Consider the following 13176-nt stretch of genomic DNA (forward strand, 5'->3'; position numbering starts at 1 on the left):
CGTGGGGCTGCTGCCGGCCGCCGTCATGACATCGCGTCCGAATGCGACTAGCTTTGTGGGGTGCCGACAATTTTCAATGCCGTGAAGCGGGTGCTGGTAGGCAAGCCCTTCCGGAACGACAGCCTGGCCCACACCCTGCTTCCGAAGCGGATCGCGCTTCCCATCTTCGCCTCCGACGCCCTGTCCTCCGTGGCCTACGCGCCCGACGAAATCCTCCTGACCCTGGCCCTGGCCGGGGTCAGCGCCGTGGCGTTCTCGCCCTGGGTGGGACTGGCCGTCATGGTGGTGCTGCTGACCGTTGTCGCCTCCTACCGGCAGAACGTCCATGCCTACCCCTCCGGCGGCGGCGACTACGAGATCGCGAACGAGAACCTGGGCAAATATGCCGGGCTCACCGTCGCCTCCGCGCTGCTGGTCGACTACGTGCTCACCGTTGCCGTGTCGATGTCCTCGGCCGCGACGTACCTGACGACCGCGGTGCCCGCACTGCACGGCCAGCAAGCGGCCATCGCGGTGATCGGCGTCGTGATCCTGGCCCTCGTGAACCTGCGCGGCATCAAGGAAGCCGGCAGCGTCTTCGCCGTCCCCACCTACATCTTTATGGCCTCCATCCTGGGCATGACGGCCATCGGCGTCTTCCAGGCGGCCACCGGCCAGCTGGGCGAGGCGCCCTCGGCAGCCTTCACGATCGTGCCCGCGGCGGGCTTCGACGAGGGACTGGTCGGCCTCGCCGGCGCCTTCCTGCTGCTCCGGGCCTTCTCCTCCGGCGCAGCGGCGCTGACCGGGATTGAAGCCATCAGCAACGGCGTGCCGAACTTTCAGAAGCCCAAGTCCAAGAACGCGGCCACCACCCTGCTGCTGCTCGGCGTGATCGCTGCCTCCATGCTCGCCGGGATCATCTACCTCGCCAACGCCACCAAGGTGCACATCGTGCTGGACCCGGCCACCGAGTTCCTGTTGGACGGCAAGCTGCTGCCGGAGGGCTATATCCAGAGTCCGGCGATCAGCCAGATTGCGCAGACCATCTTCGGCGCAGGCTCCATCCCCTTCTTCATTGTGGTCGCCGCCACCGGCGTGATCCTGGTCTTCGCCTCCAACACGGCGTTCAACGGCTTCCCGGTGCTTGGCTCGATCCTGGCCCAGGACGGCTACCTGCCCCGGCAGCTCCGCACCCGCGGGGACCGGCTCGCCTTCAGCAACGGCGTCCTGGCGCTGGCCGCCGGCGCGCTGGTGCTGATCATCGCCTTCAACGCCGACGTCACCAAGCTCATCCAGCTCTACATCGTGGGCGTCTTCATCTCCTTCACGATCAGCCAGCTCGGCATGATCCGGCACTGGGGCCGGGAACTGAAGCTCGCGAAGGACCCCGCCGTCAAGCTGCGCATGCTCAAGTCGCGCACCATCAACACGATCGGCTTCGGCATGACCGCGCTGGTCCTGGTGATTGTGCTGATCACCAAGTTCCAGCAGGGCGCCTGGATCGCGCTGCTGGCCATGTTCGCGCTGTTCCTGATCATGTGGAGCATCCGGGCGCACTACGACAACGTGGCCAAGGAACTGGCCGTGGACGAGGACTCCTCGCCGCGGGCCCTGCCCACCCGCGTGCACGCCGTGCTGCTCGTCTCGCACGTCCGCAAGCCGGTGCTGCGGGCGCTTGCCTATGCCCGCGCGTCACGGCCGTCCCGGCTGGACGCCATCACGGTGGATATCAGCAGCGAAGAGACCGAACAGACGGTCGCGGACTGGGAGAAGCTGGAAATCCCGGTACCGTTGACGGTGCTGGCCAGTCCGTTCCGCGAAACGGTCACGCCCATCATGGAATACATCAAGAACATGCGGCGCGATTCGCCCCGCGACCTGATTGTCGTCTACATCCCCGAGTACGTCGTGGGCAAGTGGTGGGAGCAACTGGTCCACAACCAGACCGCACTGCGCATCAAGACCCGGCTGCATTTCGAGCCGGGCGTGATGGTGGCCAGTGTGCCCTGGCAGCTGAAATCCTCCGAAGAAGCCAAGAGACTGCAGGACATCCAATGAGCTCCGACACCCAGACGCAAGCCCACACCGAACTGATTGTCGACGTCGGGCCGGTTGCCCACGGCGGCCACTGCGTGGCCCGGCACGAGGGACGCGTCGTGTTCGTCCGCCACGGCATCCCCGGCGAGAAGGTCCGGGTCCGCCTGACCGAGTCCGGCCCGGAGGCCAAGTTCTGGCGCGGCGACGTCGTCGAAGTGCTCGCGGCGTCCCCCGACCGGGTGGAGCATTTCTGGGACCTGGCGGATTCCGCGCGCTCCTGGTCGCACCGCCACCCGCCTGTGGGAGGCGCCGAACTTGGCCACATCTCCCTCGAACGCCAGCGCAGACTCAAAGCCGAGGTGCTGGCCGAGCAGCTGCACCGCCTGGCCGGCGTCGACCTCCCGCACGCGGGGAAGGGCATTGTGGAAGCCGTGGGGGAGCCGGGAACACCGGTGACGGCAGGCCTTGGCTGGCGCACCCGCGCAGGTTTCGCCGTGACCCCGGCCGGAAAGCTCGGCATGCACGCGCACCGCTCCGACACAATCCTCCCGGTCCGGGAGATGCCCCTGGCCGTGGACGCCATCAACGCCCTCCGGCTGTGGGACATCGACCTGCAGGGCATCGAGCGCCTTGAGGTCGCCGCCCCGGCCAACGGCTCCCGGCCGCTGGTGCTCCTCGTCCCGGCCGCGGGGACCCGGGCCAAGCGGCTCAGCGCGGTCCTGGCCCAGCTGCCCGAGGACGTCTCGGTGGCCAGCTTCGATCCGGTCAAGGGCGAGGTGCTGCGGCTGCGGGGTCGCACCTACGTGCAGGAGACCGCGTCCGGCCACGACTACCGTGTCACCGGCGACGGTTTCTGGCAGATCCACCGGGACGCCCCGGACGCCCTCGTGGGGGCCGTGACCGGTTTCCTGCACGACGGCGGCTTCCTGGAACCGGGGGCTCTAGTGGCAGACCTTTACGCCGGGGCGGGGCTGTTCACCGCGCCGCTCGCGGACGCCGTAGGGGTCACCGGGTCAGTGCTGTCCGTAGAAGGATCGCCCGGCACCAGCCGTGACGCCCGCAAGAATCTCCATGACGCACCCCAGGTTGAGATCGTCCAGGGCAGGGTGGAGCGGGTCCTGCGCGAGAAAGCGCGCAGGTTCGACGCCATCCTGCTGGACCCGCCCCGGGCCGGTGCCGGCAAGGCCGTCGTGAACCAGCTGGTCGGGGCCGGACCCCGGGCCGTTGCGTATGTGTCCTGCGATCCGGCGTCCTTTGCCCGCGATGTGGGCTACTTCCAGCAGGCGGGCTGGGAACTGGCGGGGCTGCGGGCCTTCGACCTGTACCCGCACACTCATCACATGGAGACTGTGGCGCTACTGACTCCCCGGGGCTGAGGCCACTAGGATGGGCGGAGTAGTCCGACGTCGCGCTCCGTAATCACGGCTGACCTCCTGCATGCTGTACCGATCCTTGTGAGAACAAGGCCAAGCACTAGTTAGGATCACCTAACTAGCAAGGGGTCTGCGGCGCGACAAAGATGAAACTGTTGCGAGAGGAGTCCTGCGATGAGCATTGTGGACAGCTTCGGTTCAAAAGGCAAACTTAATGTAGCCGGTACCGAATACGAAATTTTCCGGTTGAACTCCGTTGAAGGTGCAGAAAACCTTCCGTTCAGCCTCAAGGTATTGCTTGAAAACCTGTTGAGGACCGAGGACGGCGCCAACATTACGGCCGATCACGTCCGAGCACTGGCCGGCTGGGACCCCAGCGCCGAGCCCGACACTGAAATCCAGTTCACGCCGGCGCGCGTGATCATGCAGGACTTCACTGGCGTGCCCTGCGTTGTGGACCTTGCGACCATGCGTGAGGCAGTCAAGGAACTCGGCGGTGACCCCAAGCGGGTCAACCCGTTGGCACCTGCCGAAATGGTGATCGACCACTCCGTGCAGATCGACGCCTTCGGCAACTCCGGCGCACTGGAGCGCAACATGGAGATCGAGTACCAGCGCAACGGCGAGCGGTACCAGTTCCTGCGGTGGGGCCAGACCGCGTTCGACGACTTCAAGGTCGTCCCGCCGGGAACCGGCATCGTGCACCAGGTCAACATCGAATACCTGGCCCGCACCGTCATGACCCGGGAAGTTGATGGAGTCGTCCGGGCGTACCCGGACACCTGCGTCGGCACCGACTCCCACACCACCATGGTCAACGGCCTCGGTGTGCTGGGCTGGGGCGTCGGCGGCATCGAAGCCGAGGCGGCCATGCTGGGCCAGCCCGTCTCCATGCTGATCCCGCGCGTCGTGGGCTTCAAACTGACCGGGTCCATCCCGGCCGGCGCGACCGCCACCGACGTCGTCCTGACCATCACCGAGCAACTGCGCAAGCACGGTGTGGTCGGCAAGTTCGTGGAGTTCTACGGCGAAGGCGTCGCGGCTGTGCCGCTGGCCAACCGCGCCACCATCGGCAACATGAGCCCGGAGTTCGGCTCCACGGCCGCCATGTTCCCGATCGACGACGTCACCCTCGACTACCTGCGCCTCACCGGCCGCTCGGACGAGAACGTTGCCCTCGTGGAGTCCTATGCGAAGGAACAGGGCCTCTGGCACGATCCTTCCAAGGAGATCAAATTCTCCGAGTACCTCGAGCTGGACCTGTCGACGGTTGTCCCGTCGATCTCCGGCCCGAAGCGCCCGCAGGACCGCATCATCCTCACGGAGTCCAAGGACCAGTTCCGCCAGGACCTGCGCAACTACGTGAAGGAAGACCTGGCCGGCGGAAGCGTTGACGAGGCAATCGACGAGAGCTTCCCGGCTTCGGATGCGCCGTCGTTCACGGGCGCCGCGAGCCACCTGACCGACGAGGCCCCGCACGCGCACGGCCCCACGTCCGACGGGCGTCCGTCCAACAAGGTCAGCGTCAAGACCGCAGACGGCCGCGAGTTCGAGCTGGACCACGGCGCGGTGTCGATCGCGTCGATCACGTCCTGCACCAACACGTCCAACCCGTCCGTGATGCTGGCCGCCGCACTGCTGGCACGCAACGCCGTCGACAAGGGCCTGACGTCGAAGCCGTGGGTCAAGACCTCCGTGGCTCCCGGCTCCAAGGTTGTCACCGATTACTACAACAAGTCGGGCCTGACCCCGTACCTGGAGAAGCTCGGCTTCTACATCGTCGGCTACGGCTGCGCGACCTGCATCGGCAACTCCGGCCCGCTCGACGCCGAAATCTCCGAGGCCATCCAGGCCAACGACCTTTCCGTCACCGCCGTGCTGTCCGGCAACCGCAACTTCGAAGGCCGGATCAACCCGGACGTGAAGATGAACTACCTGGCCTCGCCGCCGCTGGTCATCGCTTACGCTCTGGCCGGCACCATGGACTTCGATTTCGAGGCCGACGCCCTGGGCCAGGACGAGGCCGGCAACGACGTCTTCCTGAAGGACATCTGGCCGAACCCGGTCGAGGTCCAGCAGGTCATCGATTCCTCGATCGACAAGGAAATGTTCGCCCGCGGCTACGAGGGCGTCTTCGAAGGCGACGACCGCTGGAAGGCTCTCTCCACCCCGGCCGGCGACACCTTCGCCTGGGATCCGAAGTCCACCTACGTCCGGAAGCCCCCGTACTTCGACGGCATGAAGGCACAGCCGGAGCCCGTCAAGGACATCACTGGCGCCCGCGTGCTGCTGAAGCTCGGCGATTCCGTCACCACGGACCACATCTCCCCGGCAGGTTCCTTCAAGTCGGACACCCCGGCCGGCCAGTACTTGCTGGCCAACGGTGTGGAGCGCAAGGACTTCAACTCCTACGGCTCACGCCGTGGCAACCACGAGGTCATGATCCGCGGAACGTTCGCGAACATCCGGATCAAAAACCAGATCCTGGACGGCGTCGAGGGTGGCTTCACCCGCGACTTCACCCAGGCCGACGGCCCGCAGGCCTATGTCTACGACGCCGCGCAGAACTATGAGGCAGCCGGCATCCCGCTGGTCGTCCTGGCCGGCAAGGAGTACGGCTCCGGCTCATCCCGTGACTGGGCAGCCAAGGGCACCGCACTCCTGGGCGTCAAGGCAGTCGTGGCCGAAAGCTACGAGCGCATCCACCGCTCCAACCTGATCGGCATGGGCGTCCTGCCCCTGCAGTACCCGGCCGGCCAGAACGCTGCCAGCCTCGGGCTGACCGGCACGGAGACCTTCGCGGTTGAGGGCGTCACGGCCCTCAACGAAGGCACCACGCCGAAAACGCTCAAGGTCACCGCCACGGCCGAAGACGGCACCGTCACGTCCTTCGATGCGGTCCTGCGCATCGACACCCCGGGCGAGGCCGACTACTACCGCAACGGCGGCATCCTGCAGTACGTGCTGCGCCAGATCTCCGCGAACTAGCGCAGACCCAGCAGTCCAACGCGAAAGCCCCGGCCCGTCATCGACGGACCGGGGCTTCCCCGTTCCGGCAACCGTCCGGCACCAGGGCTTCCCCGGAGGCGTTAGAGTTAAAAGGCATGTCTACCACCCGAAGGAGGGGCCGTTGGGAATCTTGGAGACCATCCGGAATCCGCAGGACCTGAGCAAGTTGTCCGAGGCGCAGCTGGATCAGCTGGCAGCCGAAGTCAGGGAATTCCTGATCGGCAACGTCTCCCAGACGGGCGGGCACCTGGGCCCGAACCTCGGCGTCGTGGAACTCACCATCGCGGTGCACCGGATCTTCGATTCCCCCCGCGACAGCATCGTCTTCGACACCGGCCACCAGTCGTACGTGCACAAGCTCCTCACCGGACGCCAGGACTTCAGCACCCTGCGCCAGCAGGGCGGCCTGTCCGGCTATCCGGACCGCGCCGAATCCGAGCACGACATCGTCGAAAGCTCGCACGCGTCATCGTCGCTCTCCTGGGCCGACGGGATCTCCCGGGCCCGGCAGCTGACCGGCGACGGCGACCGCTACGTCATCGCCGTCGTGGGTGACGGCGCCCTGACCGGCGGCATGGCCTGGGAGGCCATCAACAACATTGCCGCGGACAAGAAGCGCCGCGTCGTGATCGTCGTCAACGACAACGGCCGCTCCTACGCCCCGACCGTGGGCGGCTTCGCGGACTACCTCGCCTCGCTGCGCCCCACCATCGATTCGTTCCGCGCCGCACCCGCCTACGAAGGCACCCTGGACTGGTGGCGGCGGAAACTCCAGAACGGCGGACCCGCGGGCCAGTTCACGTACCGCAGCCTGCACGCCATGAAGAAGGGCGTCAAGGACTGGTGGGCACCGCAGGGCATGTTCGAGGACCTCGGGATGAAGTACATCGGCCCCGTGGACGGCCACGACCTCCAGGCCATGGAGCTCGCCCTCTCCACCGCCAAGAACTACGCCGGTCCCGTGATCGTGCATGCCATGACGGAGAAGGGCCACGGCTACGCGCCCGCCCGCGCCCACGAAGCGGACCAGTTCCACGCCGTCGGGATCATCGACCCGGAGACCGGCGAACCCACCGAGGCCGGCGGCGCGAAGTCCTGGACCGCCGTCTTCGCCGACGAGATCGCCGACATTGCGGATGAGCGCAAGGACATCGTCGGCATCACCGGCGCCATGCTGATCCCCGTCGGGCTGCACAAGTTTGCCGCGCGGCACCCGGAGCGGGTGTTCGACGTCGGCATCGCCGAGCAGCACGCCCTCACCTCCGCCGCAGGCATGGCATTCGGGGGACTGCACCCGGTCGTCGCGGTCTACGCGACCTTCCTGAACCGCGCCTTCGACCAGCTCCTGATGGACGTCGCCCTGCACAAAGCCGGGGTCACCATCGTCCTGGACCGGGCCGGCGTCACCGGGCCCGACGGCGCCAGCCACCACGGCATGTGGGACATGGCCATGGTCCAGATCGTTCCCGGACTCCACCTGGCCGCGCCCCGCGACGCGAGCCGGCTGCGCGAGGAGCTCCGCGAAGCGGTCGCCATCGAGGACGCCCCCAGCGTGATCCGCTACTCCAAGGGCAGCGTGGGCGTCGAGGTTGAGGCCGTCGAACGGCTCAGCGACGGTGTGGACGTGCTGGCACGCCGCCCTGCCGGGTCCAGCGAAAACGACGTGCTGATCGTCAGCGTCGGGGCGATGTCCGAACTCGCACTGGACGTCTCGAACCGGCTCGGCGCGCAGGGCATCAGCTCCACGGTCGTGGATCCCCGCTGGCTGCTCCCGGTCCGGAAATCCATCGTTGCCCTCGCCTCCCACCACCGCCTCGTCATCTGCATCGAGGACGGGGTCCGCGCCGGCGGTGTCGGGTCCCGGATCCGGCAGGAAATGCGGGCCGCCGGAGTGGACACCGCCCTGAACGAGGTCGGCCTCCCGGTGGAGTTCCTGGACCACGGAACCCGCAACCAGGTGCTCGAACGGGTCGGCTTGACCGCCCAGCAGATCACCCACGACGTCGTGGCCCAGGTCCTGGGGACCAAGGTGCCGTTCGCGCGTCCCCTCCCGGGCCAGGAACACCCCAGCACCGGCAGCCTGCCGATTCTGTGAGGATCCCCACGGACCTGGCGCCGGGGGACCTGGTGGTTTCCCGGAACAGGAAATGGAACGGCACAGCCCACTGGGTGGTGCCCGGGATCTATCTCGGCGAAGACGCCCACGGCTGGTGGATCTTCCAGGGAACCAACGAGTTCTGCTCCCGCCCGGGCGCCGCGTTCTACGCCGAATCCGACGCCGTGCTGCTGGTCCCGCGCTCCGGCGAGTACGTGGCCACCTTCTACGACGAGGCCCACCCCGCCGGCGTCCAGGTCTATGTGGACCTCGCGACGGACCACGGCTGGACGACCATCCGGACCGGCGTCACCGAGTTCCACCTGATCGACATGGACCTGGACGTCGTCCGGACCGTGGACCGCGGCGTGTACGTGGACGATGAGGACGAGTTTGCCGAACACCGGATCGAGATGGGCTACCCCGCAGACGTGGTGGACCGGATCAGTGCGGCATCGGACCAGCTTTACCAAGCCGTCAAGGCACAGCAGCCACCCTTCGACGGCACAGACCGCGAATGGTTCAGGAGAGGACGGGCATGAGCGGGATTATCCGGGTTTACAAACGCAACGACGACGGGGTCCTTGAATTCAGGGAGGCCTGGTTCGACGAGGACTACAGCCAGTTCGTGATGAACCACGGCGTCGTCGGGCACCAGAGCAAGACGGACGAAACCGACGTCGCCGACGCCGCCGCCGCCGAGGGCCTGATGGACGCCTTCGCCGTGCAGTGCGCCGACGACGGCTTCGCCGAAATCCCCGAGGACGAGCAGTCCTGGGTCGTGGCCCAGTACGCCCTGAAGACCAAGGACGGCACGGACCGCGACCGCTACCTTGAGGAAAAGGCCAAGGACGCGCTGATCAGCCACCTGGCCTGGCGGGGGCTCGGAATTGTGGACCGCTCGGAATTCTCCGACGCCAAGCTCAACATCTTCATCCTCACCCCGGACGTCAACAAGGCCGTCAACGCCATCAAGGTCTGCATCCGCGGCGAGGACCTCGACTTCACCAAACTGAGCATCGGCGCCGCAGCCTTCGGCGAGACCTCCTTCAAGCTCAAGCACTCGCCGAAGCCGGCCAACAGCTTCACGCTCTAGGGACTTCACGCTCCAGAGACAGGGGCAGGGTCCACCCGCACGAGTCACACCAGGTTTTGGGGGACATCGATTGGAAGGAATTCCACATGGCGCCACAATCCGTTGAACCAGGCCGTACCCCGCTGCCGCGGGGGATCGCGGCTCCCGCCCGCCGGGCCCTCGCCCACGCCGGGGTGGAAACCCTCGAGCAGGTGGTGGCGCTGGGCCGGCTGGCCCTCGGGCGGATGCACGGCATCTGCCCGCGGACCCTTGCCCAGCTCGAGGATGCCCTGGACGAACGAGGGCTGGAACTGCCCGCAGGATGACCCCGGGGGGGTGCCCGGCAGCCGGCCAACAGCCGGCCAACCCCCGGCCAACCCCCGGCTGGCGGCTTTGACCCGGAGCCGCTCCCTGCCGTTATAGGCTGAATCCCATGACTGAATACCGCCGCGTAGGAAATTCCGGACTGACCGTCTCCGTCGTAGGACTTGGCTGCAACAATCTGGGCCGGGCCAATACGGCGACCGAGTCGCAGGAGGGGACCGACGCCGTCGTGCATGCGGCCCTGGACGCCGGAATCACCTTCTTCGACGTCGCTGACACGTACGGCCGGGAGCCTGGCCTCAGCGAGACGATGCTGGGCAAGGCCCTGCAGGGCCGCCGCGGCGACGCCGTGATCGGCACCAAGTTCGGCATGGACATGGGCGGGGCCAACGGCAGCGACTTCGGTGCCCGCGGCTCGCGCCGCTACATCATCAAGGCGGCGGAGGCCTCGCTGCGCCGGCTCGGGACGGACTGGATCGACCTCTACCAATTCCACACCCCCGACCCGCTGACCCCGATCGAGGAGACCCTCGCCGCCCTCGACGAGCTCGTCACCAGCGGCAAGGTCCGCTACATCGGCCACTCCAACCGCGCCGGCTGGCAGATCGCCGAGGCCGAGTTCACGGCCCGCGCCCGCGGCGGAGCGCGCTTCATCTCCAGCCAGAACCATTACAACCTGCTGGACCGCCGCGCCGAACTCGAGGTAACGCCGGCAGCCGAGGCCTACGGACTGGGCGTGCTGCCATACTTCCCGCTGGCCAACGGCCTGCTGACCGGCAAGTACGCCAAGGACACCGCGCCCGCGGGCTCGCGCCTCAGCCACACCCGCACCAGCCTGGTCCACGACGCCGACTGGGAACAGCTGGCTGCCTTCAGCGCCTTCGCGGCCGAGCGGGACCTGACCGAGATCCAGGTCGCCTTCTCCTGGCTCGCGGCCCAGCCCTCGGTGAGCAGCGTCATTGCCGGTGCCACCCGGCCCGAGCAGGTCCGGCAGAACGCCGCCGCCGTTGCCTGGATCCCCAGCGCCGCGGAACGTGCCGAACTGGGCGACATCTTCCCGCGGACGCCGAAGGTCGCGCTGTTCTAGATGGCGCCCGTTTCGCCGGGGACCACCGGCGGGCCCCCGCCTGGGGTGTCCGCCGCGCCGCAGAGAATCCTGATGGACGTCGACACCGGAATCGACGACGCCCTGGCCCTCGTCTACCTGCTGTCCCGGCCGGAGGTCCACCTCCAGGCCGTCACGTGCACGGCAGGGAACGTCGGTGCCCGGCAGGTCGCGCTGAACAACCTGGCGCTGCTGGAGCTGTGCGGGCGGCAGGGCGTCGAGGTGGCCGTCGGCGCCGAGGTCCCGCTGGAAATTCCGCTGGTCACCACCGAGGAGACCCACGGGCCGCAGGGCATCGGCTACGCCGAGCTGCCGGCACCCGCCCAGCAGATTTCCCACCGCCACGCCGTCGACGTCTGGGTGGAGGAGGTGCGTGCGCACCCGGGGGAGATCACCGGGCTGATCACCGGACCGCTGACCAACTTCGCCCTCGCCCTGCGCCGCGAGCCGGAACTGCCGCGGCTGCTCAAAGGCCTCGTCATCATGGGCGGCAGCTTCTACTACCAGGGCAACACCACGCCGACAGCGGAATGGAACGTCTCGGTGGACCCGCACGCGGCCAAGGAAGTCTTCGCCGCGTACCGCGGACTTCCGGAAGGCAAACTGCCGGTGGTGTGCGCGCTGGAAACGACGGAACGCATTGAAATGCTGCCGGAACACCTCCGCCGCCTCGGCGAAGCATCCGGTGCCGGGCCGGAACTGGTCCTGCCGGAGCAGGCTGAGGGCCTCCGCAGCTCCTCAGCCAACCCGATTGTGGCCTGCCTGTCCAACGCAATCCGGTTCTACATGGAATTCCACCGGCTGTACGAGCAGGGCTATGTGGCGCACATGCATGACGCCTTCGCGGCCTGCGCCGCCGTCGGACGCACCCCGTTCACCACCCGGCTGGCCACCGTCGACGTCGAAACCGGCTCGCCCCTGCTGGTCGGCACCACGGTGGCGGATTTCCGCGGGCTGTGGGGCCTGCCGCCCAACGCCCGGATCGTCTCCTCCAACGACCCGGAGCGGTGCTTCGAGGAGCTGATTTCCTCCGTGGGTTCGCTGGCACGGCGGAGCATGTCCTCCGGTCCGCCCGCCGCTGGTTAGGATGGGAGCTGCGCCGAGGTGACATAGGCGGATGTTGCAGCCCCCACCGAAGGACCATCCCCATGTCACAGCAGTCCCTGACCCTCCCTGCCACCGGACCCGGGTCCGGCGCCGGGTCCGCCGCCGGCACAGCCAAGGCACAGCGCAGCCGCCGCCTGCTGGAACTCGCCGGTGCCGCCGCGATCGTGGCCACGTACGTCTTCCTGGTCCTCACCCAGCCGGCGGAGATCGCCAACGGCCCGGCCAGCTTCGCGGCGCTCGTGGCCCTCGGCGGATTCCTGCTCGGTGCCGTCCTGCTGATTGCCGCGGCGCTTCCCGTCCTGCCCACGTCCACGCTGGTGCTCATGCCGGTGGCCCTCGTCCTCAACGTCGTCCTGGGCCAGTTGATGGGCACCACCGGGCTTCCGTTCTACTGTGACGCCATCGGCACGGTCTTGATCGCCATCCTCGCCGGCCCGGCCGCTGGCGCCGCCACGGGCGCCCTCAGCAGCATCGTGTGGTCATTCTTCAACCCGACCGTGTTGCCCTTCGCCGCCGGGGCAGCGCTGATCGGCTTCCTGGCCGGCCTGGCCGCCCGCAGCGGGCTGTTCCGCCGCTTCTACCTGGCCCCCGTCGCCGGTTTCCTCACCGGCATCCTCGCCGGCGTCGTCTCGGCCCCGATCGCAGCCTTCGTCTTTGGCGGCACCTCGGGCCTCGGCACCGGGGCCGTGGTCAGCGCCTTCCGCGCCATGGGCGACACCCTGCTCGCTGCCGTCACCAAGCAGGCACTGATTTCGGACCCGATGGACAAGGCCATCGTCTTCGCCATCGCCGCACTACTGGTCTATGCGCTGCCGCGCCGCACCACCTTCCGGTTCCCCTTCATCCGGCGCTTCCGGGTGCTGGCCGGCAAAACCGCGGCCGCGCCGGAAGCCTGAGCCGGAAGCCTGAACCCGAAGCCTGAGCGCCAATCCTGAACCGGAAGCACGGAAGAATGCCCTCCACCCTCCATCCCCTGACGTCGCTGACGGCGGCCGGCTGCACCGCGGTGATCACGACGGCGGCAAACAACTGGCCGCTGTCCGTCGCCGTCGCCCTCGCGGCCGCCGTGCTG

Annotated in this window: 10 protein-coding genes; all 10 read left to right on the plus strand. The window is 67.8% G+C overall.

Annotation, left to right across the window (positions count from 1 at the left end; all coding sequences use genetic code 11):
- Nucleotides 1–60: 60 nt before the first annotated feature.
- Entirely contained in the window at nucleotides 61–2037 is a 1977-nt protein-coding gene (locus tag K789_RS0104830; protein ID WP_024365770.1) for an APC family permease, read from the plus strand.
- Nucleotides 2034–3392 carry a class I SAM-dependent RNA methyltransferase gene (locus tag K789_RS0104835; protein WP_024365771.1) on the plus strand — a complete coding sequence of 453 codons (1359 nt, stop codon included), beginning with the start codon at nucleotides 2034–2036 and terminating at the stop codon, nucleotides 3390–3392. The genes K789_RS0104830 and K789_RS0104835 overlap by 4 nt, the downstream gene beginning before the upstream one ends.
- A gap of 171 nt (nucleotides 3393–3563) precedes the next feature.
- Nucleotides 3564–6377, plus strand: a complete 2814-nt coding sequence (locus K789_RS0104840; RefSeq protein ID WP_024365772.1) for an aconitate hydratase — start codon at nucleotides 3564–3566, stop codon at nucleotides 6375–6377.
- A 142-nt stretch (nucleotides 6378–6519) separates the two neighbouring features.
- Nucleotides 6520–8493 (plus strand): 1-deoxy-D-xylulose-5-phosphate synthase, encoded by a 1974-nt coding sequence (gene dxs, locus K789_RS0104845; protein WP_024365773.1) that lies wholly within the window; start codon nucleotides 6520–6522, stop codon nucleotides 8491–8493.
- Nucleotides 8490–9035, plus strand: a complete 546-nt coding sequence (locus tag K789_RS0104850; RefSeq protein ID WP_024365774.1) for a DUF402 domain-containing protein — start codon at nucleotides 8490–8492, stop codon at nucleotides 9033–9035. Before dxs ends, K789_RS0104850 begins: the two co-directional genes overlap by 4 nt.
- On the plus strand, nucleotides 9032–9589 hold the full coding sequence (locus K789_RS0104855) for a hypothetical protein (RefSeq protein WP_024365775.1): 558 nt from the start codon (nucleotides 9032–9034) through the stop codon (nucleotides 9587–9589). Before K789_RS0104850 ends, K789_RS0104855 begins: the two co-directional genes overlap by 4 nt.
- Before the next feature lie 86 nt (nucleotides 9590–9675).
- Nucleotides 9676–9894, plus strand: coding sequence for a hypothetical protein (locus tag K789_RS0104860; RefSeq protein WP_024365776.1), 219 nt, complete (start codon nucleotides 9676–9678; stop codon nucleotides 9892–9894).
- Between the two features lie 107 nt (nucleotides 9895–10001).
- The gene (locus K789_RS0104865; RefSeq protein ID WP_024365777.1) at nucleotides 10002–10979 is read left to right on the plus strand and encodes an aldo/keto reductase; all 978 of its coding nucleotides are present in this window, start codon (nucleotides 10002–10004) and stop codon (nucleotides 10977–10979) included.
- Nucleotides 10980–11051: 72 nt separating this feature from the next.
- Complete coding sequence (locus tag K789_RS0104870; RefSeq protein WP_024365778.1) at nucleotides 11052–12083, plus strand: nucleoside hydrolase; 1032 nt, start codon at nucleotides 11052–11054, stop codon at nucleotides 12081–12083.
- A 62-nt stretch (nucleotides 12084–12145) separates the two neighbouring features.
- The gene (locus K789_RS0104875) at nucleotides 12146–13000 is read left to right on the plus strand and encodes a hypothetical protein (protein ID WP_024365779.1); all 855 of its coding nucleotides are present in this window, start codon (nucleotides 12146–12148) and stop codon (nucleotides 12998–13000) included.
- Nucleotides 13001–13176: the final 176 nt, after the last annotated feature.

Source organism: Arthrobacter sp. TB 26 (assembly GCF_000427315.1).
Classification (GTDB): domain Bacteria; phylum Actinomycetota; class Actinomycetes; order Actinomycetales; family Micrococcaceae; genus Arthrobacter.

Bases quoted from the DNA above. Each gene is read 5' to 3' on its own strand.
- K789_RS0104835 (WP_024365771.1), top strand. From the start codon at position 2,034: ATGAGCTCCGACACCCAGACGCAAGCCCACACCGAACTGATTGTCGAC.
- K789_RS0104840 (WP_024365772.1), top strand. From the start codon at position 3,564: ATGAGCATTGTGGACAGCTTCGGTTCAAAAGGCAAACTTAATGTAGCC.
- K789_RS0104855 (WP_024365775.1), top strand. From the start codon at position 9,032: ATGAGCGGGATTATCCGGGTTTACAAACGCAACGACGACGGGGTCCTT.
- K789_RS0104860 (WP_024365776.1), top strand. From the start codon at position 9,676: ATGGCGCCACAATCCGTTGAACCAGGCCGTACCCCGCTGCCGCGGGGG.
- K789_RS0104865 (WP_024365777.1), top strand. From the start codon at position 10,002: ATGACTGAATACCGCCGCGTAGGAAATTCCGGACTGACCGTCTCCGTC.
- K789_RS0104870 (WP_024365778.1), top strand. From the start codon at position 11,052: ATGGACGTCGACACCGGAATCGACGACGCCCTGGCCCTCGTCTACCTG.
- K789_RS0104875 (WP_024365779.1), top strand. From the start codon at position 12,146: ATGTCACAGCAGTCCCTGACCCTCCCTGCCACCGGACCCGGGTCCGGC.